Below are 18,513 nucleotides of genomic sequence, written 5' to 3' on the forward strand. Positions count from 1 at the left end.
TCCGCCCCCCCCGCCCCGCCCCCCCCCCCCCCCGGGCCCGCCCCCCTCCCCGCGCCCCCCCCCGGCGGCGTGGTCCACAGCTCCAGCGGCACCCGGTCGAGGCTGAGAATCTGCGCCAGCATCATGCCGCGGCTTTCCGCGCCCATGCGCAGCAGGCAGTGATCGGCACCATCGGCTTCGAGCACGCCACACCAGGGGGGAATGCGACCTTCCAGCTCGGTGTGGCTGCCGGCCAGGCGCAGCACCGCCTGCAGCGCGAACGGCGCCTGGCTGACCGCCTGCCGCACCATCACATCGGGCGGTGCGGGCGTGCGCCGATGCAGGCCGGGCTCGGCCAGTGCGCGCACCGCGCCCATCCGGTCCACCCGCAACGTGCGCCAGTCCTGGCGGCCCAGATCCCAGGCCAGCAGGTACCAGCGACGTCCGTAGTTGACCAGATGCTGGGCCTCGACCTCGCGCTGGGTCACCGCGTCCTGCGCGCTGCGGTACTCGAAGGCCAGCCGGGTTGCCTGGCGGCAATGCTGGGCCAGGCGCCCCAGCAGACGTGCGTCGGTGGAAGGCAGATCCGACAGCGTCGCGGTGGCGGCGTGCACCTCGCCGGCCTGCTGGCGGCGGCGGGTCGGCACCAGTGGGTCGAGCTTGGACAGCAGACCGCGCGCGGTCTCGTCGATGCCGGCCACCGTGGCCGAGGCCGCACGCAGGGCGATGGCCAGGGTCGTCGCCTCCTCTTCGTCCAGCAGCATCGGCAGTACCGGTGCGCCCGCCCCCAACTGATAGCCGCCCCCTACCCCGGCCGATGCCCTGACCGGATAGCCCAGCTCACGAAGGCGCTCGATGTCGCGGCGGATGCTGCGCCGGTCCACCCCCATGCGCTCGGCCAGCTCAGCCCCCGACCACTGTCGGCGGGCCTGCAGCAGGGCGATCAGGCGGAGCAGGCGATGGGCGGTATGGCGCATGAGGGATCGAGGACAGAAGTCGTCCGCAATAGTGCCCCAGCATGGGCCCCAGTTCACCCCTCTGCTGCAAGGAGCACTGCCATGACGTCCCGCCAGATCACCCTCTATCACGCTGCCCGTTCACGCTCGAGCGGCGCCGTGGCCCTGCTTGAAGCCCTGGGTGCCGACTACCGCCTGCATGTGCTGGACCTGAAAGCCGGCGCCAACCTGGCCCCGGCCTACCTGGCCATCAACCCGATGGGCAAAGTGCCGGCGATCATCCATGAGGGCGCGCTGGTGACCGAGCAGGTGGCGATCTACCTGTACCTGGCCGATCTCTACCCCGAAGCCGGCCTGGCGCCGCCGATCGGCTCGCCGCTGCGCGGCCCCTACCTGCGCTGGATGGCGTTCTACGGCGCCTGTTTCGAGCCGGCGATGATCGACCGCGCGATGCGCCGCGACCCGCCCCCGCAGTCGATGTCGCCCTACAACGACGCGGAAACCGTACTGCAGGTGATCGAGGCGCAGCTGGCGCAGGGGCCTTACCTGCTGGGTGAGGAAATGAGCGCCGCCGACGTGCTGTGGGGCAATGCCCTGAAATGGACCACCGACTTCGGGCTGGTGCAGCCCGCCCCCGCCACGGCGGACTACATCGCCCGGATGGGCGGACTGACGGCCTTCGACCGGTCGCGGCAGATCGACGCGGAGCTGATCGCGGCGTAAGGGCGCCCGCCGGGCACGGCCCGGCGCTACCGGGCGCGGCAGGGGCCGTGCCCCATGAGCGTGCACCGCGGCGGGAGGCGCAGGATGCGGGTAGAATTGCCCGCTTTCCCGCCACCCGAATGGATTAAGCGCCATGACCGGGACGCCAGACGTCTTTCCGCCCGCCACGCCGGGCGGCACCCCGCTCGTTGCCCTGCCCTCCGCTCCGCGCACGCCGGAGCAGATCAAGGGCAAGCTGTACATCAAGACCCACGGTTGCCAGATGAACGAGTACGACTCGGCCAAGATGGCCGACGTGCTCGCCGCCAGCGACGGCCTGGTGCTGACCGACACCCCGGAGGATGCCGACGTCATCCTGGTCAACACCTGTTCCATCCGCGAGAAGGCGCAGGAGAAGGTGTTCAGCCAGCTCGGCGTCTGGAAGGGGCTGAAGAACCAGGGCCGCGAGGTCATCATCGGCGTCGGTGGCTGTGTCGCTTCGCAGGAGGGCGAGGCCATCATCAAGCGCGCGCCGTTCGTGGACCTGGTGTTCGGCCCGCAGACCCTGCACCGGTTGCCGGAGCTGATCCGAGCGCGTCGCGAGCAGAAGCGACCGCAGGTGGACATCAGCTTTCCGGAGATCGAGAAGTTCGACCGCCTGCCCGAGCCGCGCGCTGAAGGCGCGTCGGCGTTCGTGTCGATCATGGAAGGCTGCTCGAAGTACTGCTCGTTCTGCGTGGTGCCCTACACCCGCGGCACCGAAGTCAGCCGTCCATTCGAGGACGTGGTGGTGGAAGTGGCACAGCTGGCCGCGCAGGGCGTACGCGAGATCAACCTGCTCGGCCAGAACGTCAACGCCTACCGTGGCCCGTATGGCGATGGCGAGTTCGCCGATCTGGGCCTGTTGATCCGCACCATCGCCGAGATCGATGGCGTCGGCCGCATCCGCTTCACCACCTCTCACCCGCTGGAGTTCAGCGACTCGCTGGTGGACGCGTTCCGCGATGTGCCGCAGCTGGCCAACTTCCTGCATCTGCCGGTGCAGGCCGGCAGCGACCGCGTCCTGTCGGCGATGAAGCGCGGCTACACCGCGCTGGAGTTCAAGTCGAAGATCCGTAAGCTGCGCGCGGTACGCCCCGACATCTCGATCAGTTCGGACTTCATCGTCGGCTTCCCCGGCGAGACCGAGGCGGACTTCGAGAAGACCATGAAACTGATCGAGGACATCGGCTTCGACCACAGTTTCTCCTTCATCTATTCGCGTCGTCCGGGCACTCCGGCCGCCGACCTGGAAGACACGCTCAGCGATGCCGAGAAGCACGCGCGGCTGTCGCGCCTGCAGGAGCGCATCAACGCGCACGCCGCCGGCATTTCCGCAAAGATGGTCGGCACCGTGCAGACGGTACTGGTGGAAGGCCCATCGCGGAAGAACCCGAACGAGCTGACCGGCAAGACCGAGAACATGCGCTCGGTGAACTTCCCGGCGCCGGCACGCCTGATCGGTCAGTTCGTGGATGTGGTGATCACCGAGGCATTGACCAATTCGCTGCGCGGGCGGGTGGTGACGGAAGGCTGATCGCCGGAGTGGGGAAAGCCATGTACGGCTTGCCCCCCACGCAGCAGTCGTGGTGATTTTCTCACCACGCCACGCATACCCTCTGTGCAGAAGGCTCTGCGTCACCTATCCACAGGTTGATTGCGCGTCGTTCCACAGTGATTGTGGAAAAGCGGTGGGTCTCAGGGGCGAGCCCGCCGGGCCTCGTTGCTGGCCGCAACCTTCGCTTAGCGGGTCTGCTCTGAGCCTCAGAAGGACGCACCGCGCTACTCGCTCAGGAATCCCAGCTTCGTCGTCCCGAATCCGTACCGGGTCTCCATCAGCTTCTTCACCGGTCCCATGCCCTCTATGATCATCCTGCCGTCCGGCGTCCCGCAGCGTGTGCCCACCTGCGTCCTGCCGTACTGCAGTTCGGCTTCACGACTGCGCTTGGGACGGGGATCGGGCTCCCACCAGGGGAAATGGGCATACGGCTTGTTGGTCGAGACTTCATGGCGCCAGCACACGAACGAGAGCGTCTCGTTGCCTGCTGCGTCATAGTCGTAGACGCGGTAGGAGCTGTAGCCGCTGGTCAGCGGCGTGAGCTTCAACACACCCTTCTCTGCGTATGCGCGCAGGTTCTCGGTGTAGCCACCACTACCGGGAACCGGGCCGAACAGGATCACCCGCGTGAGCCTGCCGTTTGCGTCGTAGTTTTCCTGGCGATTCAGATCCAGCGTGCGCCACTGGCGTTCGTGGGGCTGCTTGGCACCCGGTCCGAAGACCTCGAAGATCCGTCGATGCGAGCGATGGTAGTACTCCCGGACGCGGGTGTAGTCGGTGATCCCCTCGAACAGCCCCTTGGCGATTTCTGCTGGCACACGCTCGCCGGGGAACCTGTATTTCAGCTTATTAGTGGGCTCTTGGCTGCGTTGCGCGAAGACAGCCGTGGCGTCCGACGGCGCCATGGAGAATGAAGCACTTTCAACACCACGAAGCCCGCGCTTTTCACTGCCATGGAAGCGAATACCCGCGACCCGCCCCAATTCAGCATCGTCGACATTGATGAAGCCACTCACAGTCCATGCACCATCGGTTGCCTCGGTTCCAAAGCCGGTGTCCTCGCGATTGGGATTCTCACCTGGCTTACGCGTGGCTTCCTTGACTACGTCGGAAGCTCGCGATCCATCCGGTCGATAAGTGAAGTATCGAGTTGAAGTGCGGGATGGCATATCGCGGAGCTGCGCACACTGAAAATCTGGCTTATCCGAGACAATCAACCCAGAGCTCTCATTCGCTACTTCTATGCGACCGTCACCATCATAGAGCGCACAGAAGGTTGTCGCCCTATGCCCTTTGGCGTCAGTTGCATGAATCGACGTCAGTTGACCTGACCCGTCGTAATCAAGCTCCTGCGTCTTGTAAAGCTCGAAATATGGATACACATGCCTGACTGCAGGGTGCAGGCTTTCAGGAGCCTGTGCGTCAATCAATTGGGACTCTCGCCTCTTCCATTGCTCGGCGCGACATATCCGTTGCCCTTGAACGCCTCTTTCCAGGTAGTAGACCGAACCACCACTCGAGTTGAATGGCCTGTTGTGCAGCTCACTGACATGGGGGCTTATGTCAATCCGCACAAAGGGGGCAGTCGCGTTCACACGATCAAGACTGGCGGCTACTGCAGACCCTCCACCAAACTCCCTCGGCGAGAACTTGAGCACTACTTCATTGCCGTAGATCGGCGCATTCTTCTCGTTTGACGAATCACAATAGGCAGGCGCAGTCTGTACGGCACACAGGCCACCAAGAACGAAGAATCCCCTCAACAGTTGATAACCACTCATACCTGCTCTCCTTGTTCCCCGGGGACCTCCCGACTGGAGTAAGCCAGTTCAGTTGACCTGTCCCTCTGAACAGGCGCGGCTGCAATGATCTCTTTCGGCATCGCGGCAGCAGGGTCATCCATGCCGCTGCCCCAGAGCAGCGGCATGGTGACCCAGAAGCCCTGAATGCCCTTGCGCTCTTCATTGCCTCTCAGCATCCTTGTCGCCCTTTCTGCATCGTGCCGACCCACGGCACCGGTCACGTAGTTGCTTACAACGCTTGGCTCCAGCATGAACTCTGGTTGCAGGTCCGCCGGCTGCGCGTACAGGATGCGTTTGACGTGTCCTTTGTCACTCAGGCCTGCGGCAGGGAATCCATGAAGCACGGCGTCGTAGCGAGGGAACGAGTCGCGGGGCACATTGGTGAAGACTCGCTGATAAGCGACGGAATTTGAATCGGCAAGATTTCTGATGCTTCTCCACGTCTCGGCACTTGCTGGCCTGTCCACCGTCAAGGTTGGCACGTTTTTGTTGAACCACGGGTAGTAGCCCTCGGTCAACTCAGAGAACACGAAGTGCTGATTCCCCTTCTCGGGCAGCTTTTGAATCTCCTGCCCCAGAAACTTCCTCCACAACTTCAACCGCAGCTCCCGAGCAAACGTTCGGGTTATTACCTGCACGCCGTTGCCCAGATCCATCCGCTTCGCCTCGCCATCAACGATCACCGCGGCGATCTCGGTATCGCCCGTCCCCAGCAGACTGCGGTCATTGCAGTTCGCGCTGCCGATGATCGCCACCGCGTCATCAACGATCAGCAGCTTGGAATGCACATAGCACTGCTCAGTCACCACATACAGGGAGGGGCCATGCTCGGAGCCGATCGTGTGCGGCGGCAGATGATCGCTTCTGCGCGTTTCGGCCAGTACGCCGTAGCTGCGCAGATTCATCACCGACAGGTATTCCTTCCAGCGCCCGGCCTTGACCTCGGCCTGCAGGTCGGCCTCCTCCACGCTGGCCTCGCGGATGTCCTTGTCACGTGCGATCAATGATCGGCAGATGCGCCGGATCAGGCTGTCGTCACCACGCAGCAGGGTCTGCTGCACCCAGTACTGCTGCTTCACCACGGCACCGTCCGCCAGGCTGCCCTCCGGGTGCACCGGCAGGGTGATGTACACATGGAAGCCCTGCCGGGCCAGGATCGCGCGGCGGATGCGCGCGGCCAGGGCGGCCACCAGCGGGTTGCTGGCCGCCGACTTCACTCCCTGCCTGCGTTCCACCACATCCTGCACGATACCGGCCCTGCCTACCGGGCCGCTCATCCCCACGCCGCGCCCCACGTGACCAAGCTTCGCCTTTTCGGCATCCGTCGCATCCCGCCGCTCCCCGCCCTTCACTGCGGTTTCCACCACGCTGCCCGGATCCGCGTCGGACCAGCCGCAATCGGAAATGAGGAACTGCGTCTCCAGATAGATGTAGGCGCGGGCCGATGCGATGCAGTTGAGCATCGCGTCGAGAATGGAGTGCATCGGCTGTTCACGCTCCCAGTACGGCTGCAGGCAGCTGGCGTCGTCCAGGTTCAGGCCGAGTTCCCTGCACCCCTTCTTCTCCAGCGCATGCAGGGCGGTGCCCGAGGAACGCACGATCTGCACGCTGACGTTGCCCGCCGTGCCCGGCACCGTCAGGTCACCGAACACCGCCTGCATGCCGCCCATGGACTGCAGCCACTGATCGCTCAATGGCGTCAGTTCCATGCCACGCGCCAGGGTGGTCTGCTCGGGCAGCGCTGTGTCGAGCCATTCATTGGTCTTGCGAAGACCCGTGTTCAGCCCCTTGCGTACCCACGAGCCGACAGTCCGGTCACCGCGCTGGTTCTGCCAGACCATGGCATTCCAGCGATGCATGAAGTTGCTGCAGATATCGAATACGGCCGGGCCCGCGATCGGCGCGTGCACGTCCTGCCAGGGCATGCGAGGCTGGCGGCCACTGTCGAGCAGTCGCTGGGTGCGATCAACCGGCGTATTGATCCACTGCACCAGCGATTCCCAGTCTTTCTTCGCCTTGTCGATCTTTGCTTCTATTTCGCTGAGTCTGCCTTCGATGTCCGCGCGCAGGCTGCGCGGATCGAGCAGGTAGCCGACCGCTTTCTCTGCAGTCTGGAAGGGGCGCAGCACTGCCGCCCGGATGTCCTTCTTTTGCTGGTCGAGCCAGCTGCCGAACTTCTTCGCCTGGATGGCGCGGAAGCCTGCCACCGCACGCCCTGCTGCGGCAGCCGCCTCGACCGGATTCAGCTTGATGGCTTCATCGGCGGCACGGTTCGACGCGGCAATGACATCTGCATATTCCTTGCCGATCTCCTCCAGTGTCGTCTGGATCGCCAGGAACGTGCGTGCGACGGTGCGCTTGACCGCCATGCCCTGCTCCATGCCGGGGATGACCCACTCGGCGAGCTTGCGGATGCCCTCGCGCTCAAGTGCTTCGGGTACGCCCAGCTTGTCTGCATAGTCCTGCAGCTCCGCCAACGCGGCACCGGCATCCCACTGCGCCTTCATCTGGTCCAGTGCGATGGCCATGCCGGGCACATACGCCTGTGCGAAGCCGGGACGGACGCGGCCTGCCGCATCCGGGCTGGTATCGGGCTTGTCCAGCGTGAGCTCCGTCTCATCATCCGTCATGCTCCGATACTTGCTCAGGCAGTTGTTGTAATGGTCATTGATCACGTGCAGCGTCGGGTCGCAGACCACGTCGAAGTTGCCGTCGTCCCAACGGCCATGGGCGACGTCGAGTCCTCCGACGAAGCCGATGCGTCCGTCCACCACCAGGATCTTCTGGTGGTGCGAGAAGGCGATGTTGAAGGCATCAGCGCGGCCGGTCGCCGGGTTGTGCAGGCCCACCTGGATCTGCCCGGGCGTCTTGTCATCCTGCATCTTGTACAGCGCCGTGCGTACCTCGTTCTCGTGGGTGTAGGCGGCCGCCTCCACGCTGTCGTAGAGCAGTACCCGCACATCCACGCCGCGCTGGTTGATAGCGTCGAACAGCAGCTCGCTCAGCCGCGCGGAGTGCGCGTCACCGCGCGCGTCCATCTCGGTATCGAAGTTCATCTGCCAGTCGGCGATGAAGATGAATTTCTGCGCGCCGCGGATGGCATCGGCCATCGCCTTCATGGCCGAGCGCCCGTCGGTGAACGCGTCGACGCGGTTCCCGTGCCGCACCGGCGCGAACTGACGGTCCGGTGGTGCGTAGTAGTCGCCGCTGGTCGTGCCTTTCTGGCCATCCCTGCAGATGAGGGAGGCGCGCTCGACCCTGCCCCATGCGTTGGCGTCTGCCATGATCAGATCTCCTTGCGCCGGGCCGGGCTGGCGTCGATGTGGGACTGGAACTCGTACTCGGCGCGCTGCCGGTAGGCATGCAGTGCGGCATCGTCGGGCAGGTCGGCCAGACTCTTGCCATAGTTGATCGCCTCCAGCGTGTCCAGGGTTGCCCGCACCCCCGGGGAGCTGCTGTATGGCCGGGGCCGCTGCAGCGGGATCACGTCGATTCCGTGTACCAGGAACAGGCAGCCGGGATGGCGGCCTGCGTCACTCCAGATCTTCGCGCACAGCGCATCGTCCAGGCTGACATCGCCCTGTGCGTCGGCCTCACCTTCGGCCAGGGTCTCGGCCCAGCGTTCCGGCAGCAGGGCGCTGTCACGCTGCTCATCGTCCAGGGAGCGGTGCGTGCGCACGATCCTCCAGGGCTGCCCGCCCAGCGGCACACCCTGTGGGCCCGGGATGTCCTGCAGCCTGAAGGCAAGCTTCGGAACCTGCCCGTCCAGCGCGCTGGACGGCATGTCCGGCAGGGGACGGGTCAGCTGCGCCGGGCCGACGAAGGTGCGCTGCCCGGCCTGCACGGTCACCGTGCCGGGGCAGACCAGCACCAGGTTGCCATCTTCCAGCGTAATGCTGGCGCCACCGGCGGTGGCGATGTGCAGGGTGCGCGGTGCGGCAAGCTCCACAGCCCCTTGCCCGCTCGCTGCACGCACGGTGCTGCGCGCCTGCAGGTGGATCGTTTCGGACTGGGCCCGGATGTCCAGTACCTCCTGCCCAGCGACGATGGTCAATGCCGCATCACCGGCAAAGCTGCGGCCACTGGCCGCCAGCATGCCCACCGCCTGCGCCGCGTGCAGGCGCGCACCGCCGGCCACGTTGGCATCGGTGTGCCCGCCACTGGACAGTGCCACATTCCGGGCACCGCCCCAGTGCAGTGCCTGCCCGGCCACCATCATCAGACCGGCCTGCCCATGCAGGCCCAGCGTTGGCTGGCCGGTATGCGGAACATCGCCGGGCGCGGGGCGGCCCTCCTCATCGGCGCTGGCCTGCGCATAGGAAAGTCCGGTCACACTGGCCCGCGCAACCCGTTGCAGACCTGCCACGCCGGTGCTGTCCTCCCGTACTGCGTGGCTGTCCAAGCCAGCCGTGCCGTGCATCGTAGCCGCGCCATGGCTGGACGCGGCCAGGAGGGCGGCCTGCTGCAGCAGCGCGCCGGCCGCAGCCACTTCGCCTGCGGGTGACAGCGCAGCGTGGCCACGCGCGGTCAACCAGACGCCCCGTTCGGCACGCAGCGCGCCCCACGCGTCAGTGCGCAGTTCCGCGCCTTCTCCGCGCAGGGAAACACGATGGTTGTCAGCCATGTGCAGCAGATGACCAAGATTCAGCTCGCTGCTGGCGTGGCTGCTGGCCAGCTGCACGCGCAGCTGTGCGTCGGAATCATCGAAGGCCAGCCGGTTGTAACCCGTTCCGGACCATTCCCGTGACTGGATGCCCCATACCGCCCCGGCATGCCGGTGCTGGTCCTGCCCCGGCGCCATCGCGTGCCAGACAGGCGCATGGCCGCCGGCCGCATTGCCCTGTGCGCTCGGGCGGGAGTCGGTGGCATGCCCGAACAGGCCGCCGCTTTCGTCTGCGGCCGCTGCTCCGGCCGGGGTGCGCGCAACGCCCGCCTCGCCACGGCCGTTGTACAGCGCGCCCAGCACCAAGGGCTGATCGATGTTCCCGTCCAGAAAGCCGATCAGCACCTCCTGGCCGACACGCGGCAGGAACTGTGCACCGACGCCCGGTCCAGCGTAGCGCTGCGCGACCCGCAGCCAACAGGTCGTACCGGCATCTGTGGCGTCCTGTAGATGCAGACGTACCCGTACCCGGCCCAGGTGATCGGCGTACAGAGCGGCATCATCACGGCCATCGCCGGCGATCACCGTAGCGGTCTGATGGCCTGGCGCGAGCGGCCGCGGGTGGATGCGTTCGCCGGTGCCGTCGGCCAGCACGGGCCGCCACGGTCGATTCCGATCGACGGCGCGGAAGCGATTGGCATAACCCAGGGGCGCGGTTGTCTCCAGCGCCACGCCGGGTATGGCTGAACCGGCCTCAAGCCAGCGGGCCGGTGCCGCAGCGCGTGGTTGCTCCGCCCCCTGCGTGATCGGCGGCGGATTGCACCCGTAATGCAGTAGTTCGGTCGGCAGCAGGCTCGGCGTCGAACCAGCGCCCGCGGCCAGAACGCGGATGAAGCGACCGACCTGCAGGCTGCGTACGCTGCCTGCCGCCAGCCAGCCTGCACTGCCGGCCTCGTGCGCTTCAGCTGCTCGCCGCACGCGACGATACCCCTCATCGGCGCCAGCCAGGACGTGGGTGCCCACCGGCTCATAGACCTCGCGCGGGCTGTGCCCGGCGTCCTGCAGTGGCATCTGCACATGTCGGACGGTGGCCGCCGGGGCATCGTCGGTGACAAGCGAGAGCCGGCTGCTGCCCAGCCGACGCCACCTGCCCAGCTGCTGCAGGGCATCTGCGCGCTCGGTGGCGTCGTCACGGTGGAAACGGATACCGCCGTCTCGGGCCGATTGTGGATTCTCAGGTTGCACGCTGCTGTCGGCGAACAGCACGAGCGTCAATCCGCCGCTACTGTCGCTCTCGAACGTGCCCGCAATGCCTTCATCGGCCAACAGCCGCTGCACGAACTCAAGGTCCGGCTCCCGATACTGGATGCAGCACTCGCGCACAGGGGCGGCGGCCAGAGCGGCCAGGGCATCATCGCTCCAGCGCCAGCGGGCCAGTCCGCTGTGCGTGCCGAACACGTCCTCGACGATGTCCCGCACGGTCCGCTGCTGATGGACACGGCTGCGCCGCGCATGCCGCAGGAACCACGTCCATGGCACGAGATGCAGCCGATAGCGCGCCAGACCGCCGTCTGCGCCAAGGAGGTGAGCGGCGGCGATGTAGCCGCAGCGATGGTGGTCCTGGCCATCATCGAGGCAGGTGACCAGCGCGGCGCTCAGTCCCGGCCAGTCTGCGCATGACAGGCCCGCATCCGGGTGCACGGCATCTACCCAGTAATCGAAACCGTTGACCAGGCTTTCGTGGCCCCACCACTGTTCGACGAACAAGGGAGGCAGGCCCTCAGCCTGCAGCCGATGCAGTTGCCCGTTCGACCCGAGCCCCGCCAGCGGCGCGTGCGCAGCTGCCGTATGTGAAACATCCATGCCCCCTCCCTGGCCGGGCGCTCCGCCCCGACGCTCAATGCCTGTGAACCTTCCCGTGGCCACCGCTGCTTCCGGTTTCCGTTCCCCACCCGGCCGTGACGCTTTTTTCACCACCGGCGCAGGAAGCTTGTGGCACAAGCATTGCGAACGTCTATCCACAGGTTCCCGCAGGCCCGATCCACACCCCGTGTGGAAAACCGCGTCGCAGCCCCCGTACTGGCCGTGTGCGCCCCCGCGCGCTACCCTTGTTTCCCCTTGAAGACACTGTGGTGGAAGGCTTCCGCCCCACCTCCAGCAATGAAAAACATCGAGCATCGAGACTTCACCCTGTCGCCGGAAGACAACGCGCGCCTGGCCAACCTGTGCGGCCCGTTCGACGGCCATTTGCGACAGATCGAACTGAAACTCGGCGTGGAGATCGCCAATCGCGGCTTCGTGTTCCGCATCAGTGGACCGAAGGAAGCCAGCGTGGAAGCGCAGAAGCTGATCGAGGCCCTGTACGCCGAAGCCGGCGAGACCACCTTCGACAACCACGCCATCCACCTGCGCCTGGCCCAGGCCAACGTGGAGCAGATCGCCGAACGCTCGTACGAAGCACAGGACGTGGCGATCCGGGTCAAGCGTGGCACCGTGCGCGGTCGCGGCGCCAACCAGGGCCGCTACCTGCACCAGATCGCCACCCATGACATCAACTTCGGCATCGGCCCGGCCGGTACCGGCAAGACCTTCCTGGCCGTGGCCAGCGCGGTGGAAGCGCTGAACGAGTCGCGCGTGCAGCGCCTGATCCTGGTGCGGCCTGCGGTCGAGGCCGGCGAGAAGCTCGGCTTCCTGCCCGGCGACCTGACCCAGAAGGTCGACCCCTACCTGCGGCCGCTGTACGACGCCCTGTACGAAATGATGGGCGTGGAGAAGGTGGTCAAGCTGCTGGAGAAGAACGTCATCGAGATCGCACCGCTGGCGTACATGCGTGGCCGCACGCTCAACGACGCGTTCGTGATCCTGGACGAGGCGCAGAACACCACCATCGAGCAGATGAAGATGTTCCTGACCCGGCTGGGCTTCGGCTCCACCGCCGTGGTCACCGGCGACCTGACCCAGACCGACCTGCCCAAGCACCTGAAATCGGGCCTGCGCGATGCCATCGACGTGCTGCGCGATGTCGAGGGCGTGAGCTTCACCTTCTTCGAATCGCGCGACGTCGTCCGCCATCCGCTGGTGGCCCGCATCGTCAGTGCCTACGACCGCCGCGACCTGCATCAGATCCAACCCGGAGCGACATCATGACCCGTGGTCCCGTACGGCTGGACGTCGCCGTCAGTTACGCCCTGCCCCGCGCCGGACTGCCGGCCGCGGTGAGCTTCCGCAGGTGGGTTGCCGCGGCCCTGAAGGGGCGGATCCGCGAAGCCGACCTGGCGATCCGCGTGGTCGATGCCAAGGAGGGGCAGTCGCTGAACCGCCACTACCGCGGCAAGGACTACGCCACCAATGTGCTCAGCTTCCCGGCCGAAGTGCCCGAAGGCCTGCCCAAGGGCGTGAAGTTCCCGCTGCTGGGCGACCTGGTGATCTGTGCCCCGGTGGTCGAGCGCGAGGCCGGTGAGCAGGGCAAGGCGCTCAACGCCCACTATGCGCACCTCACCGTGCACGGCGTGCTGCACCTGCTCGGCTGGGATCACGAAGACGACAAGGAAGCCGAGGCGATGGAGCAGCTGGAACGCGAGATCCTGGCCGAGCTCGGCATCGCCGACCCTTACGCCGGCGAGCGCTGAGCCCGCCGCCCCCCTGACCGGAAGGCAGCCGAGCCCAGGCTCGGCGCCACCACGGAGTGCCGCTGTGTTCCTGCCCCTGCTGCTTGCCACCTCTGCGTCCGCCGCTCCGCTGGACCTGCCGGCACTGATCGAATGCCGCCAGGACGTGGCCGCCCATGCCGCGCTGGCACCGCTGCTGGCCGACCCGCTGAAAGCGGTCGCCAGCGGCCTGCAACCCCTGCCGCAGGGCAACCGGTTCCTGAGCGAGTACCGTCTGGCGCAGCCCATCACGGTGTTCGGCACCCGCACGGACCGGGTCGCGATGGCCGGTGCCAGCATCATGGCCATCCTCGATGAGGCCGACCCCCGGCCACTGGCCAGGCGGCTCGGGCTGGAGACCGGATACGACCAGGACGGCAAGTTCATGGCGGGGCGCGAACTGGTCAGCCGTGACGTGACCGACCCGACCACCGGCGAGGCGCAGATCGAGTCGATCATCCTCAGTGTCTCAACGGTGGCCTCCCACCCGGGCCGGACGCTGGCCGGCTGCACCTACAGCCTGGACCTGCCCGAAGCACCGGCGTCCCGGCCTGAACTGGCGCCGCCCCCGATCACCGGCCCCGGCAGCGGGGGGCGCTGACAGGCCGCTACATCCTGCTAGACTGGCGCCAACGCCCGGCATGCCGGGTGCCCTTTTTCCAGAGATGTCTGAAGACGACAGTAGTAGCTCCCTGCAGGAGCACAGTGAAAAGAAGCGCGGCTGGCTGGAACGCCTGACGTCCGCATTCTCCGGCGAACCCCATACCCGCGACGAGCTGGTCGCTGTCCTGCACACCGCGCAGGAAGAAGGTCTGATCGCCGCCGATACCCTGAAGATGATGGAAGGCGCCATTTCGGTGGCCGAGCTGACCGTGGGCGACGTGATGATCTCGCGTTCGCAGATGGTCTCGCTGCCGGTCGAAGCGCCCTTCCTGGAACTGATGAAGCAGGTGGTCGAATCCGGCCATTCGCGCTTCCCGGTGCATGGCGAGAACAAGGACGACATCCTCGGCATCCTGCTGGCCAAGGACCTGCTGCGCGGCGTGGTTGCCGACCACGGCCCGGCCAACGTACGCGAACTGCTGCGCCCGGCGGTGCTGATTCCTGAAGCGAAGAAGCTCAACGTGCTGCTGAAGGAGTTCCGCCTGTCGCGCAACCACATGGCCATCGTGGTCGACGAGTACGGCGGCGTCGCCGGCCTGGTCACCATCGAGGACGTGCTGGAACAGATCGTCGGCGACATCGATGACGAGCACGACGAAGCCGAGGACCCGTCGGCACAGATCGCGATCCAGGCCGACGGCCAGTACGTGGTCGATGCCCTGACCCCGATCGGGGATTTCAACGAGCGCTTCGGTGCCACGTTCTCCGACGAGGACTACGACACCATCGGCGGCCTCGTCACGGAAGCGGTCGGTCACCTTCCGGAGATCGGAGACGAACTGGCGCTGGACCGCTTCATGTTCCGTGTCGCGCGTGCCGATGCGCGCCGGGTACAGGCCTTCCACGTGACGGTGCTGCCACCGGACGCGCAGGACGACGCTTGAAGCGGCGCGGGCTGGTCCTCACCCTGTGGCTGGCACTGTGCATGCTGGCCACGGCCGTGCCTGCCATCGCCTTCGCGCAGGCGACGGCTACAGTCGCCGGAACCCCGGCGCCGCGCATCGGCGTGGTGACGATGCAGCCCGGCACGGTGTTCTTCGAGCGTTTCGGTCATGACGCCATCGTGGTACTCGATCCGGCCAGTGGTGAAGCAACGTCGTACAATTTCGGCTACTTCGATCCGTCCGAGGATGACTTCATCGGTCGTTTCGTGCGTGGCGACATGATGTATTACCTGGTGGCGCTGCCCCTTCAGCAGGACCTGTCGTACTACGACGAGACCGGCCGCGGAGCGAGCGTGCAGTGGCTGGATCTGCGCCCGGACCAGGCGCGCGCACTGGCCGCCGACCTGGCCGAGCGGGCCAGGCCGGAGAACGCGCGCTACCACTACGACTACTACACCGCCAACTGCGCGACGATGGTGCGCGACACGCTGGACAAGGCGCTGGGTGGTGGACTGCATGCGCAGCTGTCCGGACGCTCGCGCGGCAATACCTACCGCAGCGAATCGGTCCGCCTGGCCTCGCCCGCGCCGTGGATGTGGCTGGGCTTCGACGTGGGCCTGGGCCCGTTCGCCGATCAGCCGCTGTCACGCTGGCAGGAAGCGTTCGTGCCGATGCGCCTGGCCGATGCCCTGCGCCAGGCGCGCAACAGCGACGGTCGTCCGCTGGTGCAGTCCGAGCAGGAACTGCTGCCGCACCGCATCGATCCGGAGCCCAAGGAATTCCCGCGCCGCTGGTGGCCGTGGCTGCTGTGCGGCCTGGCCATCGCTGCCGGCGTGCTGGCGTTGCGCAACCGGCCGCGCCTGCTGGCCGGACTGGGACTGCCGTTGTGGCTGCTGTGTGCCGTCGCAGGTGGCCTGCTGGTGTTCCTCTGGGGCTTCAGCACCCATTACGCCGCCTGGGCCAACCGCAACCTGCTGCTGCTTTCGCCGTTGTGCGTGCTGCTGCTGCCGGGCGCGGTCCGGCTGCTGCGCCGTCGCCCGCCGGGCCGCATGTTCACGGTCGTGCTGTGGCTGGTGGCACTGCAGGCCCTGGCCGCGCTGGTCCTGCACTGGCTGAGCCTGCAGGCACAGTACAACGTGCAATGGATCGTGCTGCTGCTGCCGATCCATGCGGCCCTGGCCTGGGTGCTGGGGCGCGATCGTCACTTGTCGGATACGCGGCACTGACGCACGATGGCGGGCATGTCACTGCCCGCCTCCGCTGCCGCACCTGCTTCGGCCAATCCCGCCTGCGTCATCAACTGCGTCCACTACGATGAGCAGGGCGTCCGCCATGACATCAGCCTGGACGCCATCAGCGACGTCATCGCCAGCGGCAACGGCTTCGTCTGGGTCGGCCTGTTCGACCCCAATGAAGACGTGCTGCTGAAGCTGCAGGAGGAGTTCTGCCTGCACGACCTGGCGATCGAGGACGCGCGCAATGCGCACCAGCGGCCGAAGGTGGAAGCCTACGGCAACTCGCTGTTTGTGGTGATGACCACCGCGCAGATGGTCGATGAGCGCATCCAGTACGGTGAAACCCACGCCTTCCTCGGGCCGCGTTTCCTGGTGACCGTGCGCCACGGCGCTTCGCTGTCGTATGCGCCAGTGCGTGCCCGGGTGGAACGCGAGCCGCAGCTGCTGAAGATGGGTCCGTCGTATTGCCTGTATGCCGTCACCGACTTCGTGGTCGACAACTACCTGCCGATCACCAACCGCTTCCGCGACACGCTGGAGCTGCTGGAGAAGGACATCTTCGCCGAGAGCTACAAGCGCAGCACCGTGGTGCGCCTGTACGAGCTCAAGCGCGAGTTGAACAAGATGCGGATGGCCGTGGCCCCCTTGCAGGACGTGCTGGCGCAGCTGCGCCGCTACCAGGGCGAATTGATTCCGGACGAAGTGAAGCTCTACGTGCGCGACGTGCATGACCATGCGGTGCGCATCAGCGACGTGATCGATACCCTGCGCGAGATGCTGGGTACCGCACTGAGCGTGAACCTCTCGCTGGTGACGCTGGCGCAGGGCGAAACCGTAAAGCGGCTGGGTGCGTGGGCGGCCCTGCTGGCGGCGCCAACACTGATCACGAGCTGGTACGGCATGAACTTCAGTCACATGCCGGAGTTGAGCCAGCCATGGGCATACCCGCTGATGATCGTCGGCGTGGGCGGTGTCTGCGTGGGCCTGTACCGGTTGTTCAAGCGCGCGCGGTGGTTGTAGAGCCGAGCCCAGGCTCGGGCTCGGCTGCTTCTTTAACGTGGCACACGGAATGCATCATCAGGCCACGTAGACAGTCTTGATGTTCATGAACTCATGGATGCCATGGTCCGCCAGTTCGCGGCCGAAGCCTGACTGTTTGCTGCCGCCGAACGGCAGCCGCGCGTCACTCTTGACGATGGCATTGACGAAGGCCGCACCGCATTCCATGCGCTGGGCGAAGGACTCGCCACGCACCGGGTCACCGGTCCAGACACTGCCGCCCAGCCCGAAGCGGGTGTCGTTGGCCACGCGCAGCGCTTCCTCTTCATCCTTGACCCGGATCACCGCAGCCACCGGCCCAAACAGTTCCTCGTCGTAGGCGGGCATGCCCGGCCCGACCTGGTCCAGCACGGTGGCCGGATAGCCGGCATGCGTGCCCGCGATCGGCTCGCCGCCCAGCAGCACCCGCGCCCCCTTGGCCACACTCGCCCGCACCTGCTTGTGCAGCTCGTCGCGCAGGTCCGCGCGGGCCATCGGTGCCAGCGTGGTCTCGCGCTCGCTGGGGTCGCCATACCGGCGCTGACCAGCCGCCTCGACGAAGCGGCGGGTGAATTCATCGGCCACGCGCTCCACCACGATGAAGCGCTTGGCAGCGATACAGGTCTGCCCACTGTTGTCGAAGCGTGACTTCACTGCGGCCGCCACGGTCTTGTCGAGGTCGGCATCGTCCAGCACCACGAAGGCGTCGCTGCCCCCCAGCTCCATCACCGACTTCTTCAGCTGGCTGCCCGCATTGGACGCGATCGAACGCCCTGCGCGCTCGCTGCCGGTCAGCGTCACCGCCTTCACCCGCGCATCGCGCAGCACCTCGGCTGCCTGGTCGTTGTCGATGTGCAGAACGTCGAACACACCGGCCGGCAGGCCACCGTCGCGGCACACCGCCAGGATCAGGTCCGCACACTGGGGCACGTTGCTGGCGTGCTTGAGCAGCGCCACGTTGCCGGCCATGAAGGCAGGCGCAAGGAAGCGGAACACCTGCCAGACCGGGAAGTTCCATGGCATCACCGCGAACACGCAGCCGATCGGCTCGTAGCGCACGTAGCTGCGCTGTGCCTCGGTATCGATCAGCTGGGGCTTGAGGTAGTCGGCGGCGTGATCGGCGTAGTACTCGCAGGCCGCCGCGCATTTGTCGACCTCGGCCAATGCCTCGGCCTTCAGCTTGCCCATCTCGTGCGTCATCGCCTGCTGCAGCTCGTCACGCCGCGTGCGCAGCTGCGCGGCGATCCCTCGCAGGACGGCACCCCGCTCCTGCAGCGAACGTGCGGCCCAGCCCGGGAATGCGTCGGCAGCGGCCTGCAGGCGCTGCTCGACGTCGGCAGCGCCCATCAGTTCATGGCGGTAGGTCACCTGGCCGGTGGTGGGATCGATGATCTCGACAGTCATGGG

13 protein-coding genes are annotated in these 18,513 nt (G+C 66.4%); 8 read left to right on the top strand and 5 right to left on the bottom strand.

Annotated elements, in window-relative coordinates; all coding sequences use genetic code 11:
- Positions 1-956: WYL domain-containing protein (locus ABE543_RS13450; protein WP_346475779.1), on the bottom strand; the 956-nt coding region annotated here is incomplete at its 3' end.
- Between the two features lie 81 nt (positions 957-1,037).
- Here ABE543_RS13450 and ABE543_RS13455 point away from each other — a divergent pair.
- Positions 1,038-1,658 carry a glutathione S-transferase gene (locus tag ABE543_RS13455; RefSeq protein ID WP_346475780.1) on the top strand — a complete coding sequence of 207 codons (621 nt, stop codon included), beginning with the start codon at positions 1,038-1,040 and terminating at the stop codon, positions 1,656-1,658.
- Between the two features lie 133 nt (positions 1,659-1,791).
- Positions 1,792-3,213: a tRNA (N6-isopentenyl adenosine(37)-C2)-methylthiotransferase MiaB gene (gene miaB, locus ABE543_RS13460; RefSeq protein WP_065176220.1), complete on the top strand. Its 1,422-nt coding sequence runs from the start codon at positions 1,792-1,794 to the stop codon at positions 3,211-3,213.
- Positions 3,214-3,458: 245 nt separating this feature from the next.
- Here the strand turns inward: miaB and ABE543_RS13465 are convergent, their stop codons facing one another.
- The 3 genes from ABE543_RS13465 to ABE543_RS13475 are packed head-to-tail and all read right to left on the bottom strand — an operon-like array spanning position 3,459 to position 11,502.
- Positions 3,459-5,015 carry a hypothetical protein gene (locus ABE543_RS13465; RefSeq protein ID WP_346475781.1) on the bottom strand — a complete coding sequence of 519 codons (1,557 nt, stop codon included), beginning with the start codon at positions 5,013-5,015 and terminating at the stop codon, positions 3,459-3,461.
- Positions 5,012-8,320 (bottom strand): phospholipase D-like domain-containing protein, encoded by a 3,309-nt coding sequence (locus tag ABE543_RS13470; protein ID WP_346475782.1) that lies wholly within the window; start codon positions 8,318-8,320, stop codon positions 5,012-5,014. The genes ABE543_RS13465 and ABE543_RS13470 overlap by 4 nt, the downstream gene beginning before the upstream one ends.
- 2 nt (positions 8,321-8,322) lie before the next feature.
- Positions 8,323-11,502, bottom strand: a complete 3,180-nt coding sequence (locus tag ABE543_RS13475; protein ID WP_346475783.1) for a type VI secretion system Vgr family protein — start codon at positions 11,500-11,502, stop codon at positions 8,323-8,325.
- 297 nt (positions 11,503-11,799) lie between these two features.
- Between ABE543_RS13475 and ABE543_RS13480 the strand changes: the two genes are divergently transcribed.
- From ABE543_RS13480 to ABE543_RS13505, 6 genes are all read left to right on the top strand, one after another.
- Positions 11,800-12,786 carry a PhoH family protein gene (locus tag ABE543_RS13480; protein ID WP_053516587.1) on the top strand — a complete coding sequence of 329 codons (987 nt, stop codon included), beginning with the start codon at positions 11,800-11,802 and terminating at the stop codon, positions 12,784-12,786.
- Positions 12,783-13,268 (top strand): rRNA maturation RNase YbeY, encoded by a 486-nt coding sequence (gene ybeY, locus ABE543_RS13485; RefSeq protein ID WP_053516586.1) that lies wholly within the window; start codon positions 12,783-12,785, stop codon positions 13,266-13,268. The genes ABE543_RS13480 and ybeY overlap by 4 nt, the downstream gene beginning before the upstream one ends.
- A 64-nt stretch (positions 13,269-13,332) precedes the next feature.
- Positions 13,333-13,887, top strand: a complete 555-nt coding sequence (locus ABE543_RS13490; protein WP_053516584.1) for a hypothetical protein — start codon at positions 13,333-13,335, stop codon at positions 13,885-13,887.
- 64 nt (positions 13,888-13,951) lie between these two features.
- Positions 13,952-14,833: a transporter associated domain-containing protein gene (locus ABE543_RS13495; RefSeq protein WP_053516583.1), complete on the top strand. Its 882-nt coding sequence runs from the start codon at positions 13,952-13,954 to the stop codon at positions 14,831-14,833.
- Entirely contained in the window at positions 14,830-16,059 is a 1,230-nt protein-coding gene (locus ABE543_RS13500) for a DUF4105 domain-containing protein (protein WP_053516582.1), read from the top strand. Before ABE543_RS13495 ends, ABE543_RS13500 begins: the two co-directional genes overlap by 4 nt.
- 6 nt (positions 16,060-16,065) lie before the next feature.
- Positions 16,066-17,088: a magnesium and cobalt transport protein CorA gene (locus ABE543_RS13505; RefSeq protein WP_053516581.1), complete on the top strand. Its 1,023-nt coding sequence runs from the start codon at positions 16,066-16,068 to the stop codon at positions 17,086-17,088.
- A gap of 57 nt (positions 17,089-17,145) precedes the next feature.
- Here the strand turns inward: ABE543_RS13505 and ABE543_RS13510 are convergent, their stop codons facing one another.
- Positions 17,146-18,510, bottom strand: a complete 1,365-nt coding sequence (locus tag ABE543_RS13510) for an NAD-dependent succinate-semialdehyde dehydrogenase (RefSeq protein ID WP_111185697.1) — start codon at positions 18,508-18,510, stop codon at positions 17,146-17,148.
- Between the last annotated feature and the right edge of the window lie 3 nt (positions 18,511-18,513).

The sequence above is a fragment of the Stenotrophomonas sp. TWI169 genome, assembly GCF_039674705.1.
GTDB classification, from domain to species: Bacteria; Pseudomonadota; Gammaproteobacteria; order Xanthomonadales; family Xanthomonadaceae; genus Stenotrophomonas; species Stenotrophomonas maltophilia_P.